Below are 16604 nucleotides of genomic sequence, written 5' to 3'. Positions count from 1 at the left end.
TGCCTGTAAAAAGGCTCAGGCTATCTTTTTCAGTTTCTTGATGTCCAAAACGTCCAACTTGCCGTCAAGCCGGCTGACGAACTGCTGAAAATGTGCCGTCTCATTATGCTTATCCAGCGCTTCGCTGCTGGCCCAACGCTCAAAGAACACGAAGACGCCCGGCTTTTCCAGATCGCGATGTAAATCATACTGCAGGTTGCCCAACTCCTGGCGGCTCGGCTCGATAATATCGTGCACCGCTTCGCTGACGGCGGCTTCAAATCCCGCTTTCGCTTGCAGGGTGGCGATAACGCGTACTTCCATTGCTTTCTCCCTTTCCACTTGATGAAGGTCGACGGTATTGGCGTCGGCATCGTTGAAATCTCTGCCACTATGCGCCCGCCGCCCTATTGATTTCAACTTGTCGCCAACAAACAGATGCATCTCAGGCACTTTCCGCTTATCCTTACACCCCGGCGTGAATAAACCCATTATTCGCTTTTCATTAGACGTATTTGACCGCCGGAGCCTAGCTAGATGACCGCACAACCTCAAGTTCTGAAAATCCGCCGCCCAGACGACTGGCATATCCACCTGCGTGATGACGAGATGCTGAAAACGGTGGTGCCCTATACCAGCCAGGTATTTGGCCGGGCGATCGTGATGCCGAACCTGGTTCCCCCCGTAACGACCGTGGCCGCCGCGCGCGCCTACCGCGATCGCATTCTGGCGGCGGTCCCGCAGGGCCACAACTTCACTCCGCTGATGACCTGCTACCTGACCAACTCCCTGGCGGCCAGTGAACTGGTCAACGGCTTCGAGCAAGGGGTGTTTACCGCCGCCAAGCTGTATCCGGCCAACGCTACGACCAACTCCAGCCACGGCGTCAGCGACGTGACCGGCATTTACCCGCTGTTCGAACAGATGCAAAAAATCGGCATGCCGCTGCTGATCCACGGCGAAGTGACCGATCCTGCCGTCGATATTTTCGACCGCGAGGCGCGCTTTATCGAACAGGTCATGGAACCTATCCGCCGCCAGTTCCCGGAGTTGAAGATCGTCTTCGAGCACATCACCACCAAAGAAGCGGCGCAATATGTGCAGGCAGGCAATCGTTTCCTCGGCGCCACCATCACGCCACAGCACCTGATGTTCAACCGCAACCACATGCTGGTGGGCGGCATTCGCCCACACCTGTTCTGCCTGCCGATCCTCAAGCGCAATGTCCACCAGGAAGCGCTGCGTCAGGCGGTCGCCAGCGGTTCGGATCGTTTCTTCCTCGGCACCGACTCCGCGCCGCATCTCAAGCACCGCAAAGAATCCAGCTGTGGCTGCGCCGGCTGCTTCAACGCGCCGAATGCCATCCCGGCTTACGCTGCCGTGTTCGAACAACTCGGCGCGTTGGAACACTTTGAAGCCTTCTGCTCGCTCAACGGTCCACGCTTCTATGGTCTGCCGCTCAACGAAGACTTCATCGAGCTGCAGCGCGTGCCGACCACCCAACCGGAAGAGATCGCCCTGGGCAATGAATCCGTGATCCCCTTCCTGGCCGGTGAAACCCTGAACTGGTCGCTGAAAAACTGATATTTTTGCTTCGCCCTCTTGCTCCCGCACCCGGTTAACTGTATAAATAAACAGTAAATCGCTTCGGGGGCAATTATGCGTGTTGAAGTCACTATAGATAAAACCCGGCCGCTGCCGGCGGGTGCCATTGAGGCGCTGACCGGCGAACTGGGCAAGCGGGTCAATCGCCAGTTTCCAGACGCCGTCGTGCAAGTACGTTATGCCGGCGCCAACGGCCTCTCCGTGCTGGGAGGCGCCAAAACCGACCGGGATCTGATCGAGGAAATCCTTCAGGAAACCTGGGAAAGCGCGGACGAGTGGTTCAGCGCAGAATAACACTGCAATGCTGTTTTTGCCGGGGGTCGCTCTCCGGCTTTTTTGTTTCTGGCGCCCTGCCCATTCATCGCTTACCCTTACTTTGGAACAAAATCCGCCTCAGCGCTGTATTTAACGCAAAGGAGTAAGCATGGCCCCGGACAAGGTGAAATCCGAAGACGCGATGACGTTTGGTGAATTGCTGGCGCTGATTGCCGATCAGAAAAGGCGCCTGAACGTATTGGAAGTGGCTTTCTCTTATCTGGCCTTCAGCCTGGATGACAAAGCCAACCAACTGCTGATCCACAGTCTGAAGCTGGAATCGCACAGCCAGAACCGCGACGCCGAAACGCAGAAACATTTCGCCCATTTGGCCGAAGAGCTGGAAAAATGCCTGCACGGTTCACCGCCGCCAACCGGCGCGGAATAATGCCCTGCGCTTTACTCATCCAAAAATTCGCATACCGGTTTGTAGAATAATTGTTCAAATAAATATTTATTTTGCAAATTTCGGTGACAACCCCCTCCACCGATGAAAGCGGATGCGTATACTGTAATTGCTCTCATGATGATGAGCCGCATTGATCCTCGTTAGTCACTCACGGTAGTTACTACTCAATAAGGGGTCTTTATGGACAGAAATGATGAAGTAATTCAGACGCACCCGCTTGTCGGTTGGGATATCAGTACTGTCGACGTTTACGACGCCATGATGATACGCCTTCATTACCTGTCTTCACTAGACCAAACGCCAGAAGAAGCCCAAGTAGACAGAACGCTTTGGCTGACCACAGATGTCGCCCGTCAATTAATCAATATCTTAGAGGCCGGCATCGCCAAGATTGAAGCTACGGATTACCAGGATCTTGATCGCAGAAAACATTGATTCATCGTCCCCTAACCCCTGAGGCGCCGCGACCCATTCCCGGCGCCTTTTTCTTTGCCTTTCGCCGTTCAATCAGTGCATTGCGCTCGGCAACCTTTTATCATGGGGCGATAAGAAATCGCTATCAGAGAGGGTGGGCACGTGGAATATGATTTGATTGTGGTGGGCAGCGGTTCAGTCGGCGCGGCGGCAGGGTATTACGCTACCCGGGCCGGCTTGAAAGTGCTGATGATCGACAGCGCCATTCCCCCGCACCGCAACGGCAGCCATCACGGTGATACCCGCATCATCCGTCACGCTTACGGCGAAGGTGAAAAGTACGTGCCGCTGGTGCTGCGCGCACAGGCGTTGTGGAATGCGCTGATTCAACAATCCGGCGAGGAACTGTTCCAGTCGTGCGGCGTGATCAATTTGGGGCCGCAGCACTCCGAATTCATTCGCAATGCTCAGCAGAGCGCGCAGAAATTCCGCCTGAACGCACAAACCCTCAGTGCCGAACAGATCGCTCAACGCTGGCCGGAATTCCGCGCGCCAGACGGTTACGTCGGCGTTTTCGAGCCGGACGCCGGCTTCCTGCGCTCCGAGCTGGCGGTGGCCAGCCTGATCAAGCTGGCGAAAGAGGCCGGCTGCAGCCAGCTGTTCAACTGCCCGGTCACCACGGTGGAGCCTATCGATGGCGGCGTTGCAGTCGTCACCGGCGAAGGGCGTTTCACGGCGCGAAAAGCCGTGGTCACCGCCGGCACCTGGGTGAAAGCGCTGTTGCCGCAGCTGCCGATTGCGCCATTGCGCAAGGTATTCTCCTGGCATCAGGCGGACGGCCGCTACAGCGTGAACAATCGCTTCCCGGCCTTTACCGTCGAAGCGCAGGACGGCACACACTATTACGGCTTCCCGGCGGATAACGACGGCCTGAAAGTGGGTAAACACGACGGCGGACAGCCGATGGACGCCCCCGAGCAGCACAAACCCTTCGGTAGCTACGCCAGCGACGGCACCGAAGTTTTCTCCTTCCTGCGGCAGTTTTTGCCGGGTGTAGGCGTATGTTTACACGGCGAAGCCTGCAGTTATGACATGAGCCCCGACGAAGACTTTATTATCGATACCCTGCCGGAGTGCGATCGCCTGATGGTCATCAGCGGATTGAGCGGCCACGGCTTCAAGTTCGCCAGCGCGCTGGGTGAGATTGCCGCCCTGTTCGCGCAGGACAAAGCGCCGCCGGTCGACGTCGCCAGCTTTGGTCTGAAACGATTTAGCTAAGCGAAGGATTTCTCTGTCCAGGTTGCCGTCGTGCCCTGGACAGCAAAATTTGGCAGTTACAATTTATTAACCTGCTAACTCTTTTAAATACCAAGTAAAAATTCTGATAACGGAAATTTCTTGCATTCAGCATTTGAATTTCCGAATTGAACACTTGCAGTGTAAGTCCTATTTTACAGAAGATATGCTCCATCGGCTTTCAACAAGGACGTCACCATGAAACTACTTGTCGTGGACGAATGCTGCTTCACCCGGGTCGGTATAGCCAGCTACTTTGCTGATAGTGGGATTACAACGATCAAGTGCTGCCACAGCATTGAGTACGCTACGCCGCTGTTGGCCAGCTTTCAGCCGAGCCACATTCTGGTGAACCTCAGCAACCAGTGCCGCTATAACGAAGCGGACGCACAGCTGCTGGCGTTTATGGAAGCCAGTCAGTCTGCCTTGCTGTTTATCTATCTCGATACGCCTTACCCCTACAGCGAAACGCCAATGCGCATCGCCGATAACGCGTTCCTGTTCAATAAAAGCATTCTGCCGCTCACCTTGCGCACGCTGCGCGAAAATCCGCTGGCGCTGGCCGATGACGGCGAAGAGCGTTCCCTGTTCAGCCCGCAGGAACTGACGGTGATGAAATATTGGATGGCAGAAATGCCCAACTACCGCATCGCGAAAAAGCTGCAGATCAGCTCGCATACGGTGTATGTGCACAAGCGTCACATCACGGAGAAGATCAACGCGCGCAACCGGCTGGAGTTCTACTCGCTGTATAACGTGCTGCGTTATTTCTACCCGCCCAGCGCACCAACGAATTCGACGCCGCTGGCGCTGCTGGCGGTGTAACATCAAGCCTGCGATAACGCAGGCTTTTTTATCGCCACTCTTCCAGCGCTCACGCGCGCCCCGCTATAAAAGGTGCCGAGAAAAGGACTATAATCAAAGGTCTCTTTCTTCAGGCGGCTGAAATGTTAAACCGAATACTGGCGGCTATCGTCAACAACGTGCGTGAGCACCTGGTGCTGTATCTTTGTCTGTGGCTGGTGCTGCTGGCGCTGGATGTCTATTTTTTCTTCGTGATGTAACCCATGCCGCCGTCATTTCCCCGATTGAGCTTCAGCCGCTTCGGCGATCCCGCCCAGGTGCTGGCGCTGCAGCAGACGAGCAGGCCGCCGCTGCGCCCCGGCCGGCTGCTGCTGCAGATGCGCTATGCCCCGATCAACCCTTCCGACCTGATCCCGATTCACGGCCAATACGCGCACCGCATCGCCCTGCCGCAGGTGCCTGGCTATGAAGGCGTAGGCGTCATCGTCGATCCGCAAAGCGGACGCTCGACCGGCCGACGCGCACTGGCGGTAGCGGGTGACGGCAGTTGGCAAACCTTCGTCACGCTGCCTGAAGAACGGGTGGTCTGGGTACCGGACGACATCGACGACGCCAGCGCGGCGCAAATCTATATCAACCCGCTCACCTGCTGGGTGCTGCTGACGCAATGGCTGCCGCTCAACGCCGGCGACGTGCTGCTGCTCAACGGCGGCGGCTCCGCCGTTAGCCTGCTGCTGGCACAGATGACGGCGCTGCGTGGCATTCGTCTGGCGGTGGTGGTGCGCAACCTCACTCATCGCCCGGCGCTGCTGGCCGCCGGTGCCTGGCGCGTTATTGAGGCGCCGCAGCTGGCGCAAATGCCCCACTTTGGCGCCCGCGCCGCTATCGACTGCATCGGCGGAGAAGACGGATTGCAGCTGGCGCGGGCGGTTCGCACCGGCGGCAATTTTGTGGCGCTGGGCCTGCTGGGTGGGCGCCAGGTGGACTGGCGGCGCGTGGTGGACGAATTGAAGCTGCGCGCTTCGCTGTTCCACCTGCGTAAATGGAATGCGCAGGCGGCACCGGCGCAGTGGCAAACGGCGTTTTATCAGCTATTCCAGCTGCTGCGGCGCGGCCAGCTGACGCTGCGCCCGCCCGCCGCGATTTACCCTTTATATCAGTACGCAGCGGCGCTGCAACACGCTGTGCAGCCCGGTGTGAACGGCAAGATCTTCCTCACTCCGGCGGCGCCGGAGGCTGACGCGGCGGGCGGCCGTCGCCCAGGATAACCGCAAGCCGATAACCGCCCTCGGTGGTTTCCAGCGCGATGCGCGCCACGATCGTCAGCGGCACTGACAGCAGCATGCCGACCGGGCCGAGCAGCCAGCCCCAAAAAATCAGCGACAGGAACACCACCAGCGTCGACAACCCCAGCCCGCGACCCATCACCCGCGGTTCGAGGATATTGCCGATCACCATGTTGACAGCGATAAAGCCGCCCGCCACCACCAGCGCATCACCCAATCCGTTGAACAGCAGCGCCTGAATCAGCGGCGGAATGGCGGCCAATACCGAGCCGATATTGGGAATATAGTTGAGCAGAAATGCCAGCAGCCCCCAGATAAAGGCAAAGCGTACGCCGACCGCCGCCAGGAAGATCCAGACGATCACCCCGGTAGCCAGGCTGATGATGGTTTTAATCACCAGATAACGCGTCACGCCGTCCAGCGCCCGCCGCATCGCGGCGAGGCCTTCATTCGGCTTATCCAGCGCCTGCTGCAGCTTATAAGGCAGCAACTGCACTTCGAACAGCATAAACACCACGGTCATCAGCAGCAGGAAGACGTTGGTCATGGCGCCAGACAGGTGCCCCAGCATGCGGGTAACCAGATTCATCGCCGCGCTGGGATCGACATATTGCAGCATCGCTTCGCTGGAGAGGCTGATATTGAAGCGATCGGCGTAATACTGCAGCTCGCGCAGTTTCTCGATCATCATGCCGCGGTACTGCGGCAGCGAACGGGCGAACTCGTTCAGCGAAGCGCCCAGCATGCCGATGAACAGCATCACGACCACAATCACCGCCGTCACCAGCAGCGTCACCCCAAGGATGCGCGGCACCCGTCTGCGTTCCAGCATCGCCACCAGCGGGTTCAGCACCATGGCGAGGAACACCGCCAGTAGAAACGGCACCACGATGTCGGCGGCGGCTTTCACCCCAGCCAGAATGATCACCAACATCGCCAGCAGGACGGCCAAACGCAGGCTGTTGTCGGTTACACGGGTTCGGCCCATGACGTTTCCTTGTTATTTCACTGGGTTAGCCGGCCATCAAGAGCCGACGCTTGGCGCTAATGGTAGCAAAGTCCGCCGTTATGCCGCAGAGGATTTCGCGTAACCGTTCGAAAAAATTAATCTTTCCGCCCTGCTCTTCGCCGCGAGAAATAGGCATAACCTTTGCCAACAAATAATCCCACCGAGCAATTTATGGACGGTTTACGTAAAATGACAAAAGCTGACATTAATAGATAATAAGCCTAATTTTCAACAACTAGCATAATCATTACGTGAAAAAAATAATATCATCTTCAACGATTTATCTGATGAACTCCGAACATCTCAAACAAATTCACTGACTAATATTTCTAAGAAGTAACATAGTTAAATTTATTATTGATTTTATGTTTCCTAAAGTTTAATTATTGCAGCCAGCCAATCGGTAATCGAAGGAAACAGGATGCTCTGGAAAAATACCGCCGATCGTTTCGGCCATGTGTCAGTGTTGATCCACTGGCTGGTGGCGCTGACGGTGTACGGCATGTTCGCACTCGGCCTGTGGATGGTCACGCTGGGCTATTACGACGTCTGGTACCACCAGGCGCCGGAGATCCACAAAAGCATCGGCGCGCTGCTGTTCATCATCATGGTGATCCGCGTGATCTGGCGCTTTGTCTCGCCGCCGCCCAAGCCTCTGGCCAGCTATGGTCGCCTCACTCGCGTCAGCGCCATTCTCGCGCATCTGGCGTTGTACGCCGTGCTGTTCGGCATTCTGATCAGCGGCTATCTGATCTCGACCGCCGACGGCCAACCGATCAGCGTATTCGGCTGGTTCGACGTGCCCGCCACTGTGACCGGCATGGCGGAGCAAGCCGATACCGCCGGCGCCATTCACCTTTACCTGGCCTGGGCCGTGGTAGTGCTCTCGGTACTGCACGGGCTGGCCGCGCTTAAACATCACTTTATCGATCGTGATGTCACTTTGAAACGGATGCTGGGTAGCAGCGCCGATTAACCTTTGGATTTATGGAGATTGCTATGTTGAAAAAGACCGTATTGGGCCTGACCGCAGGCGCCCTACTGCTGAGCGCCGGTTCCGCACTGGCGGCGGACTACAAGATCGACAAACAGGGCCAGCACGCCTTTATCGAATTCCGCATCCAGCACCTGGGCTACAGCTGGCTGTACGGCAGCTTTAAAGACTTCGACGGCGGCTTCACCTTCGACGAAAAAGATCCGTCCAAGGACAAGGTCAACGTGACCATCAATACCGCCAGCGTCGACACCAACCACGCCGAACGCGACAAGCACCTGCGCAGCGCCGAGTTCCTCAACGTAGAGAAGAACAAGCAGGCCAAGTTTGAATCCACCGACGTGAAGAAAAGCGGCGACGGTTATGCGGTGGTCGGTAACCTGACGTTGAACGGCGTGACCAAGCCGGTCACGCTGGACGCCAAACTGATTGGCCAGGGCAACGATCCGTGGGGCGGCTACCGCGCCGGCTTTGAAGCCAACGGCAAGATCAAGCTGAAAGACTTCGGCATCACCACCGATCTGGGCCCGGCGTCGCAAGACGTTGAGCTGATCATCTCCGTAGAAGGCGTACGCGAGAAATAAAAAAAAGCCCGGCTTGGCGGCCGGGCTTCTCATTTCCGCAGGCTCAGCGGGCTGGGCCTTCTTCTTCCGGTGCCGGAATGTGCATCGTGGTCTGCAACAAGCCTTTCGACTTATTGAAGATCTTGACGCCGTTTTCACGGCCGGCACGGCGCGCGCGCTGCTCTTCGCGCGGCAGCTTCAGCTCTTCGCGGCAAATCTCGCTGCAGCACCCTTCAAACTTGGCGGCGCAACTCGGGCACTGAATGAACAGCAGATGGCAGCCGTCATTCTTGCAGTTGGTGTGGGTGTCGCACGGCGCACCGCACTGGTGGCAGTTGGCGATCACATCGTCGGAGATGCGCTCGCCCATGCGCTCATCGAACACGAAGTTTTTGCCGATAAACTTCAGCGGCAACCCCTGCTCTTTCGCTTTGCGGGTGTACTCGATGATCCCGCCTTCCACGTGGTAGATGTTTTTAAAGCCGTTGTGCAGCATATAGGCGCTGGCTTTTTCACAGCGAATGCCGCCGGTGCAGTACATGACGATGTTTTTGTCTTTGCTGTCCTGCAGCATCTCCACCGCCATCGGCAGCTGATCGCGGAAGGTATCCGACGGCACCTCCATGGCGTTTTCGAAGTGACCGACTTCGTACTCATAGTGGTTGCGCATATCGACGAACACCGTATTCGGATCGTCGATCATCTGATTGACGCGATCGGCCTGCAGATACTCGCCAACGTTGCTTGGGTCAAAGCTCTCGTCATCGATGCCGTCGGCCACGATACGCTCGCGCACCTTGAGGCGCAACACCCAGAAGGATTTGCCGTCGTCTTCCAGCGCGATGTTCAGGCGCACCTGATCCAGCGCCGGGTGCGAGGCGAACAGCGCGGCTTTGAACGCGTCGAAATTATGCTGTGGCACGCTGATCTGCGCGTTGATGCCCTCTTTCGCCACGTAGATGCGGCCGAACACCTTCAGTTTTTCGAACTGAACGTACAGGCTGTCGCGAAACGCTTTGGGATCGTCGATGGAGAAGTATTTGTAAAAAGAAACTGTGGTGCGAGGCTCGGTTTCCGCCAGCATGCGCGCCTTCAGTTCCTCGTTAGAAATTCGGTTATGTAACACTGGCATGGTGTACTTTCCTGTCTTTCGGGAGGTGACTGATTATCGCGCGCAGCCTGCCGGCCCGCGCGCGGCGCACATCATACCCGAAAAACCGCCGCCGCGCAGCCCCGCCATCATGCCTACACGGTTGCTCCTGAATAATGCCCGGCCATGATATTGCCGTTGGCCTTTAGCGGGAAATATTGTGGAAAAATCCGGCACCTGATGCATATTTAACGCCGAAAAGGGGATTTTAATGCGTTGTGTTTTCCCGGAGCACGAGAAAAATGCCACAATAGTCGCAAACAAACGGCAGAAACGAACCTTGCGGCCGAACTCACCCGGCTGCCAGACCATGCTATGACTCTGTCATTACACTTAAACAACCGTATTCAAACAGAGAACCCATGACTCAAGTTCCTACTTTCAATCGCTCCTTATTGCACCCACGCTATTGGCTGACCTGGGTCGGCATCGGCTTGCTGTATCTGCTGGTGTTGCTGCCTTACCCCGTCATCTACTGGCTCGGCACCTCGATCGGGCGGTTTGCCATGCGCTTTCTCAAGCGCCGCGTCGCTATCGCCCAACGCAACCTCGAGCTCTGTTTTCCCGACATGCCGCAGGCCGAACGCGATGCACTGGTGGTAAAGAATTTCGAATCGGTCGGCATGGGGCTGTTTGAAACCGGCATGGCGTGGTTTTGGCCTAACTGGCGCATCGAGCGCTGGTTCAAGGTCAGCGGCCTGGAACACATCCAAAAGGCGCGCGACAACCACCAGGGCGTGCTGCTGATTGGCCTGCACTTTTTGACGCTGGAGCTGGGCGCGCGCATCTTCGGCATTCATAACCCGGGCATCGGCGTTTACCGCCCGCACGACAACAAGCTGATGGACTGGCTGCAAACCTGGGGGCGCATGCGCTCCAACAAGTCGATGCTGGATCGCAAGGACGTCAAAGGCATGATCCGCGCCCTGAAACAGGGCGATATCATCTGGTATGCGCCGGATCACGACTACGGCCCGCGCAGCAGCGTTTTCGTGCCGCTGTTCGCGGTCGACAAGGCCGCTACCACCACCGGCAGCTACGTGCTGGTGCGGATGGGCAAACCGGCAATCATTCCGTTCACCCCGCGCCGCCTGCCGGACGGCAAAGGGTATGAGCTAATCATGCAACCGGCGGTGGAAAACTTCCCGCTGGATAATGAAATCGAGGCCGCCGCCTTTATGAATAAAGTGGTGGAAAAAGAGATCCTGATGGCGCCTGACCAATATATGTGGCTGCATCGTCGCTTCAAGACCCGCCCGGAAGGCGAGCCTTCGCTCTACTGATAAAGCAAACCCGCCACCGGCGGGTTTTTTATTGCGCACCTCTTGAGAATCGACGGCGAGGGTGGGATGGTAAAGCCTTTGCCGCCAACCTGGAGCCGCTATGTACATTGTCAGCCTGACCTACCATCGCCCGATCGTCGAAGTCGACAGCCACCTTGACGGGCACATCGCCTGGCTTAAGAAATATTTTCAGGACGGCACCTTCGTCGCCTCCGGCCGCAAAAATCCCCGTACCGGCGGCGTGATCCTGGCCAAGGGCATTGAGCGTGCGCGGCTGGATGCCATCCTGGCCGAAGATCCCTTCAACGCCGTGGCCCACTACGAGGTCACCGACTTTAGCGCCACCACCACCGCCGCCGGTTTCGAGGCGCTGGCCGGACTATAAAACACTGTAAATTCCGCGCGCTAAGCGCGGAATAAGGTTTAAACGTCTTTTTTAAAACTTTATTTCATTTTTTGCCCAATCCTTGCCCCCTCGTTTGCCGTCGCCGCGCTGGCGGCGCATACTTACCAAGCTAACTTTCACGTTTTGCCCCTTCATCTTGCCGCCGGCAAAGCGCGTCACCTTTCGGCAGTGGACATTTATGGCTTCGGCAGCAGAACCCGTTAACTGGAAACGCAACCTTTTCGTCGCCTGGGTAGGGTGTTTCCTCACCGGCGCCGCCTTCAGCCTGGTGATGCCGTTTCTGCCGCTGTATGTAGAGACGCTGGGCGTAACCGGCCATCAGGCGCTCAACATGTGGTCCGGTCTGCTGTTCAGCATCACCTTCCTGTTTTCCGCTATCGCCGCGCCATTCTGGGGCGCCCTGGCCGACCGACGCGGCCGTAAACTGATGCTGCTGCGCTCAGCGTTGGGCATGGCGATCGTCATGGTGCTGATGGGCATGGCGCAAACGGTCTGGCAATTTCTCGCGCTGCGAGCGGTGCTGGGGCTGCTTGGCGGGTTCATACCCAACGCCAACGCGCTGATCGCCACCCAGGTGCCACGCAACCGCAGCGGCTGGGCGCTCGGCACCCTGTCAACCGGCGGTGTCGGCGGTGCGCTGATCGGCCCGCTGATCGGCGGCCTGTTGGCCGACCTCTATGGTCTGCGCCCGGTGTTTTACATCACCGCTGCGGTGCTGTTCGTCTGCTTCGTGCTGACGCTGCTGTATGTCAAAGAGCAATTCACCCCGGTACAAAAACGCGACATGTTGCACGCACGGCAGGTGTTTGCCTCGCTGAAAAACCCGAAGCTGGTGCTCAGCCTGTTCGTGACTACCATGATTATCCAGATTGCCACTGGCTCAATTGCGCCGATCCTGACGCTGTATGTGCGCGATCTGGCCGGCGCCACCCATAACCTGGCGTTTATCAGCGGGCTGATCGCCTCGGTGCCCGGCATCGCGGCGTTGATGAGCGCTCCACGGCTGGGCAAGCTGGGCGATCGCATCGGCCCGGAGCGCATTCTGATATGTATGCTGATCGTCTCGGTGCTGTTGCTGATCCCGATGGCCTTCGTGCAAACGCCGTGGCAGCTCGGGGTGCTGCGCTTTCTGCTGGGGGCGGCCGACGGCGCGCTGCTGCCGGCGGTACAGACGCTGCTGATTTACAACTGCACCAATCAGGTGGCCGGCCGCATTTTCAGCTATAACCAGTCGTTCCGTGACGTCGGCAACGTCAGCGGCCCATTGCTTGGCGCCGCGGTCTCCGCCGGCTACGGTTTTCGTGCAGTCTTCGGCGTCACCGCTTTGGTGGTGCTGTTCAACGCCGGTTATTCCTGGTGGTGTCTGCGGCGGCGGCCGGGCTACATGCGGGAAGACACGCTGCAGGAAGAACAATAGCTGCATTTATCGCCAATTTCCGCCATTGGCCGGATCAACGCCGCGTTTCCCCTACTTTTAATAATGCTTCCTTCGGGCCTGCGAATTTTCGGCCCACTCGGAACATTCTTACCTCAACATCTTGTTTATCAACAATTAATTAACTTTCAGCGCATAAAACCCGCTGTCAATCATATTCCCGCCACAACCAACAGAAAAACCAGAAAAGGAGATGCTTGTCGACTTTTCGTCTAAAAAATGGGATACAGGTACTAGACAAAACCAACGACCAGTTATCAAATGGTTAAATAATATCACGCCAGATGTGAACCATCGGCCAAGTGAAAAAAGGTCAGCACGCTTTCCACGGTTTATCAGCGTTGCAGCCGCGGTTTTGTCGGGTAATCCGCATTGGGCGGATCGCCTTCATTAAATACACATACAACCACAGTACGGGCTGCAGCCATGCAGCGCCTTTTTATTGGGAAATCGTTATGCAATCCTCTGTCAATAAGTCAGAAAGCCGGACCTTCTTCGGCCATCCCTATCCGCTGGGTTCTCTGTTCTTCACCGAAATGTGGGAACGCTTTTCGTTCTACGGCATCCGTCCGCTGCTGATCCTGTTTATGGCCGCCACCGTGTACGACGGCGGTCTGGGTCTGGCGCGTGAGAACGCGTCGGCGATCGTCGGCATTTTCGCCGGCAGCATGTACCTGGCGGCACTGCCGGGCGGCTGGCTGGCGGACAATTGGCTCGGCCAACGCAAGGCCGTCTGGTACGGGTCTATCCTGATCGCCCTCGGTCACCTGTCGATCGCCCTGTCCGCGGTGATGGGCACCAACCTGTTCTTCATCGGCCTGATGTTCATCGTGCTCGGTTCCGGCCTGTTCAAGACCTGTATCTCGGTGATGGTCGGCACGCTGTACAAGAAAGGCGATGCGCGCCGCGACGGCGGTTTCTCGCTGTTCTACATGGGCATCAACATCGGTTCGTTCATCGCCCCGTTGATCTCCGGCTGGCTGATCAAATCACACGGCTGGCACTGGGGCTTCGGCATCGGCGGTATCGGGATGCTGGTGGCGCTGGTGATTTTCCGGGTGTTCGCCGTACCGGCGATGAAACGCTATGACCGCGAAGTGGGCCTGGATTCCACCTGGAACAGCCCGGTCGCGAAGAAAAAAGGCGTCGGCGCCTGGCTGCTGGCATTGGCGGTAGTCCTGGCTGCGGTCATCGTGCTGATCGCTCAGGGCACCATCGTCATCAACCCGGTTGAGGTAGCCAGCGTGCTGGTGTACGTCATCGCCGCGTCGGTCACCCTGTATTTCATCTACCTGTTCGCCTTTGCCGGCCTGAGCCGCAAAGAGCGTGCACGCCTGCTGGTGTGCTTCATTCTGCTGATCTCCGCCGCGTTCTTCTGGTCGGCGTTTGAACAGAAGCCAACCTCGTTCAACCTGTTCGCCAACGATTACACCAATCGCATGGTCGGCGGCTTCGAGATCCCGGCGGTGTGGTTCCAGTCGATCAACGCCCTGTTCATCATCCTGCTGGCGCCGGTGTTCAGCTGGGCCTGGCCTGCGCTGGCGCGCAATAACGTGCGTCCGAGCAGCATCACCAAGTTCGTGATCGGTATCCTGTGCGCCGCCGGCGGTTTCGGCCTGATGATGTTGGCCGCGCAGAATGTGCTCAGCAACGGCGGCGCCGGCGTATCGCCGATGTGGCTGGTGGGCAGTATCCTGATGCTGACGCTGGGTGAGCTGTGCCTGAGCCCGATCGGGCTGGCCACCATGACGCTGCTGGCGCCGGAGAGAATGCGCGGGCAAATGATGGGGCTGTGGTTCTGCGCCAGCGCGCTGGGCAACCTGGCCGCCGGCCTGATCGGCGGCCACGTCAAGGCCGACCAGCTGGATATGCTGCCGGATCTGTTCGCTCGCTGCTCCGTCGCGCTGCTGATCTGCGCCGCCGTGCTGATCGTGCTGATCGTGCCGATTCGCCGCATGCTGGAAAATACCCAGTCCAAGAGCGCGCAAAAACCGGCGACCAACGCCTGACGGATAACCCGTTTTTATCTCGCAAACCGGCGCTCGAGGCGCCGGTTTTTTTATGCTTGCCAGGCCTGATGTTGCAGGACCACCCGGTAGCCGTCAGGATCTTCAAAGGTTTGCCCCGCCCTATCCCAATAGGGGTTATAGGCGACGACCGCCAAGAATCCCGCCGCCCGCATCCGCTCACACCCGGCTCGCCATTCGTTCTCATCCGGCAGGTAAAACACCAGCAGATGATCCTGCGTCGGCGCCTGCCCGACCCGCACCCCGCGATGCTGCGTGAACTCCAGATGGTAGGCATGCTGCGGATGCCCGATCATAATGCCGTCAAAGCCCTGATGATCGACAAACTCGCCTAGCCTTTCAAACCCCAACCCGCGGCAATACAGCGTGGCAATCTCTTGCAACCGATCGGTCGGGCGCGCAATGCGCAGCACCGCCTTGGCTATCGACATGAACGCCTCCACCTCATGATAATCTCATACAGCGCCATGCCCGCCAGCATCGCCAGCAGGAACGGCCATACCCGTTGTATTTCCGCCCCCGTCAACACCCAGGCCGGGCCAGGGCAAATGCCCGCCATGCCCCAACCGATGCCGAACAGCGCGCTGCCCACCAGCAAACGGCGATCCACACGCCCGGCGGCCGGGATCTGCAGCGGTTCCCCCAACAGGCTCCGCTGGCGTCGGCGCGCCCACATAAAGGCCGGCGCCGCCACTGCAATCGCCCCAACCATCACCAACGCCAGCGAAGGATCCCACTGACCGGTAATATCGAGAAACGCCAGTACTTTAGCGGGATTGGCCATGCCGGCGATAATTAACCCCAGACCGAAAATCACGCCGCTCAGCAGCGCCAACAGAGACTTAAGCATCTTCAGCCTCCCAGCAGATGGCGCATCAGCCACACGGTCGTAAAGCCCAGCAGCATAAACACCGCCGTGGCGGCCAACGATCGCGGCGCCAACCGCGCGACGCCGCACACGCCGTGCCCGCTGGTGCAGCCGCTGCCCAACCGGGTACCCACCCCCACCAACAGCCCCGCGATCGCCAGCCAGCCGCTGCCGGCAGCGATCTCACCTGGAGGCAAAGCCGCCGCAGCAGCATACAGCCAGGGAGAAATCAGCAACCCGCCAAGAAATGCGGCGCGCCAGCCCCGCTCCCGGCCGCCCGCGCTCAATAAGCCGCCGGTAATGCCGCTGATGCCGGCGATGCGGCCGTTGAACAGCAGCAGCAGCGCTACCGCACCGCCGATAATGGCCCCGCCCGCGAGCGCGGAATAGGGCGTGAAGTGTTGCCAGTCAATGGTCATCGCGGTTCTCCGGCTGTGGGCAATACAGTTGATACAGGGTCGTTAGCAGCGCCAGCGCTTTGGCATCGGCCACCGCATAGTAAATCTGCTTGCCGGCTCGCCGGGTGGAGACCAGCCCCTCCTCGCGCAGCACGCCAAGCTGTTGGGACAATGTCGGCTGGCGGATAGCCAGCGCCTGCGCCAGCTCGCTCACTGCCATCTCGCCCTGGCTGAGTCGACACAGCAGCAGCAGCCGATCTTCATTGCCCAAGGTGCGCAGCATCGCGCCGGCCTGCGCCGCCGCCTTGCGCATCGCGTCAATATCCATCACCCCTCCAATCAGTTTATAAAATTATATAATAT

Annotated in this window: 22 protein-coding genes; 14 read left to right on the top strand and 8 right to left on the bottom strand. The window is 58.2% G+C overall.

Annotated elements, in window-relative coordinates:
• Positions 1-15: 15 nt before the first annotated feature.
• Positions 16-303 carry a putative quinol monooxygenase gene (locus tag ACJ8QI_RS05370; RefSeq protein WP_015377446.1) on the bottom strand — a complete coding sequence of 96 codons (288 nt, stop codon included), beginning with the start codon at positions 301-303 and terminating at the stop codon, positions 16-18.
• A 213-nt stretch (positions 304-516) separates the two neighbouring features.
• Between ACJ8QI_RS05370 and pyrC the strand changes: the two genes are divergently transcribed.
• The 8 genes from pyrC to ACJ8QI_RS05330 all read left to right on the top strand — a co-directional run bounded on the left by pyrC (position 517) and on the right by ACJ8QI_RS05330 (position 6090).
• Positions 517-1563, top strand: a complete 1047-nt coding sequence (pyrC, locus tag ACJ8QI_RS05365; RefSeq protein WP_060440211.1) for a dihydroorotase — start codon at positions 517-519, stop codon at positions 1561-1563.
• Positions 1564-1638: 75 nt separating this feature from the next.
• Positions 1639-1878: a DNA damage-inducible protein I gene (gene dinI / locus ACJ8QI_RS05360; protein WP_038875499.1), complete on the top strand. Its 240-nt coding sequence runs from the start codon at positions 1639-1641 to the stop codon at positions 1876-1878.
• 130 nt (positions 1879-2008) lie between these two features.
• Positions 2009-2287 carry a hypothetical protein gene (locus ACJ8QI_RS05355; RefSeq protein WP_159317894.1) on the top strand — a complete coding sequence of 93 codons (279 nt, stop codon included), beginning with the start codon at positions 2009-2011 and terminating at the stop codon, positions 2285-2287.
• A gap of 201 nt (positions 2288-2488) precedes the next feature.
• Positions 2489-2743, top strand: coding sequence for a biofilm formation regulator BssS (bssS, locus tag ACJ8QI_RS05350; protein WP_004927812.1), 255 nt, complete (start codon positions 2489-2491; stop codon positions 2741-2743).
• A gap of 141 nt (positions 2744-2884) precedes the next feature.
• Positions 2885-4000: an N-methyl-L-tryptophan oxidase gene (gene solA, locus ACJ8QI_RS05345; protein ID WP_442532176.1), complete on the top strand. Its 1116-nt coding sequence runs from the start codon at positions 2885-2887 to the stop codon at positions 3998-4000.
• A gap of 216 nt (positions 4001-4216) precedes the next feature.
• The gene (locus ACJ8QI_RS05340; RefSeq protein ID WP_038875489.1) at positions 4217-4843 is read left to right on the top strand and encodes a LuxR C-terminal-related transcriptional regulator; all 627 of its coding nucleotides are present in this window, start codon (positions 4217-4219) and stop codon (positions 4841-4843) included.
• Positions 4844-4965: 122 nt separating this feature from the next.
• Positions 4966-5082, top strand: coding sequence for a DUF2770 family protein (locus tag ACJ8QI_RS05335; protein ID WP_004927822.1), 117 nt, complete (start codon positions 4966-4968; stop codon positions 5080-5082).
• Between the two features lie 3 nt (positions 5083-5085).
• A complete protein-coding gene (locus ACJ8QI_RS05330; RefSeq protein WP_442532175.1) occupies positions 5086-6090 on the top strand; it encodes a zinc-dependent alcohol dehydrogenase family protein in 1005 nt (334 codons plus the stop codon).
• Here ACJ8QI_RS05330 and ACJ8QI_RS05325 read toward each other — a convergent pair.
• Positions 6038-7096: an AI-2E family transporter gene (locus ACJ8QI_RS05325; protein WP_203088798.1), complete on the bottom strand. Its 1059-nt coding sequence runs from the start codon at positions 7094-7096 to the stop codon at positions 6038-6040. The two genes, ACJ8QI_RS05330 and ACJ8QI_RS05325, sit on opposite strands and share 53 nt — an antisense overlap.
• Positions 7097-7538: 442 nt before the next feature.
• Here ACJ8QI_RS05325 and ACJ8QI_RS05320 point away from each other — a divergent pair, with 442 nt between their 5' ends.
• Together ACJ8QI_RS05320 and ACJ8QI_RS05315 are read left to right on the top strand one after the other, a co-directional pair.
• Entirely contained in the window at positions 7539-8093 is a 555-nt protein-coding gene (locus ACJ8QI_RS05320; RefSeq protein ID WP_147839471.1) for a cytochrome b, read from the top strand.
• 23 nt (positions 8094-8116) lie between these two features.
• Positions 8117-8695 (top strand): YceI family protein, encoded by a 579-nt coding sequence (locus ACJ8QI_RS05315; protein ID WP_060440214.1) that lies wholly within the window; start codon positions 8117-8119, stop codon positions 8693-8695.
• A 43-nt stretch (positions 8696-8738) separates the two neighbouring features.
• Here the strand turns inward: ACJ8QI_RS05315 and trhO are convergent, their stop codons facing one another.
• Together trhO and ACJ8QI_RS05305 are read right to left on the bottom strand one after the other, a co-directional pair.
• Positions 8739-9806 carry an oxygen-dependent tRNA uridine(34) hydroxylase TrhO gene (gene trhO / locus ACJ8QI_RS05310; RefSeq protein ID WP_442532174.1) on the bottom strand — a complete coding sequence of 356 codons (1068 nt, stop codon included), beginning with the start codon at positions 9804-9806 and terminating at the stop codon, positions 8739-8741.
• Between the two features lie 33 nt (positions 9807-9839).
• Positions 9840-10136, bottom strand: coding sequence for a hypothetical protein (locus ACJ8QI_RS05305; protein ID WP_127554732.1), 297 nt, complete (start codon positions 10134-10136; stop codon positions 9840-9842).
• A gap of 50 nt (positions 10137-10186) precedes the next feature.
• Between ACJ8QI_RS05305 and ACJ8QI_RS05300 the strand changes: the two genes are divergently transcribed.
• The 4 genes from ACJ8QI_RS05300 to ACJ8QI_RS05285 all read left to right on the top strand — a co-directional run bounded on the left by ACJ8QI_RS05300 (position 10187) and on the right by ACJ8QI_RS05285 (position 14957).
• Entirely contained in the window at positions 10187-11107 is a 921-nt protein-coding gene (locus ACJ8QI_RS05300; RefSeq protein ID WP_038875457.1) for a Kdo(2)-lipid IV(A) acyltransferase, read from the top strand.
• 100 nt (positions 11108-11207) lie between these two features.
• Positions 11208-11492 (top strand): YciI family protein, encoded by a 285-nt coding sequence (locus tag ACJ8QI_RS05295; protein ID WP_336842920.1) that lies wholly within the window; start codon positions 11208-11210, stop codon positions 11490-11492.
• Between the two features lie 199 nt (positions 11493-11691).
• Positions 11692-12930: a multidrug efflux MFS transporter MdtG gene (gene mdtG / locus ACJ8QI_RS05290; RefSeq protein WP_442532173.1), complete on the top strand. Its 1239-nt coding sequence runs from the start codon at positions 11692-11694 to the stop codon at positions 12928-12930.
• Between the two features lie 473 nt (positions 12931-13403).
• Positions 13404-14957 carry a peptide MFS transporter gene (locus ACJ8QI_RS05285; RefSeq protein ID WP_046686847.1) on the top strand — a complete coding sequence of 518 codons (1554 nt, stop codon included), beginning with the start codon at positions 13404-13406 and terminating at the stop codon, positions 14955-14957.
• A 50-nt stretch (positions 14958-15007) separates the two neighbouring features.
• On the opposite strand, the gene ACJ8QI_RS05280 is transcribed toward ACJ8QI_RS05285, so the two are convergent.
• From ACJ8QI_RS05280 to ACJ8QI_RS05265, 4 genes are read right to left on the bottom strand one after another with little or no spacing between them, the layout of a single operon-like run.
• On the bottom strand, positions 15008-15406 hold the full coding sequence (locus tag ACJ8QI_RS05280; protein ID WP_038875445.1) for a VOC family protein: 399 nt from the start codon (positions 15404-15406) through the stop codon (positions 15008-15010).
• On the bottom strand, positions 15397-15825 hold the full coding sequence (locus tag ACJ8QI_RS05275; protein WP_169318259.1) for a YeeE/YedE family protein: 429 nt from the start codon (positions 15823-15825) through the stop codon (positions 15397-15399). The genes ACJ8QI_RS05280 and ACJ8QI_RS05275 overlap by 10 nt, the downstream gene beginning before the upstream one ends.
• Before the next feature lie 2 nt (positions 15826-15827).
• Positions 15828-16262, bottom strand: coding sequence for a YeeE/YedE family protein (locus ACJ8QI_RS05270; RefSeq protein WP_060440216.1), 435 nt, complete (start codon positions 16260-16262; stop codon positions 15828-15830).
• Positions 16252-16569 (bottom strand): ArsR/SmtB family transcription factor, encoded by a 318-nt coding sequence (locus ACJ8QI_RS05265; RefSeq protein ID WP_048233328.1) that lies wholly within the window; start codon positions 16567-16569, stop codon positions 16252-16254. Before ACJ8QI_RS05265 ends, ACJ8QI_RS05270 begins: the two co-directional genes overlap by 11 nt.
• Between the last annotated feature and the right edge of the window lie 35 nt (positions 16570-16604).

It is taken from the genome of Serratia sp. CY84636, from assembly GCF_052166245.1.
Lineage (GTDB): Bacteria > Pseudomonadota > Gammaproteobacteria > Enterobacterales > Enterobacteriaceae > Serratia > Serratia nevei.
The sequence above is the reverse complement of the archived record's forward strand: the minus strand, read 5'-3'. Positions and strand labels throughout refer to the sequence as shown.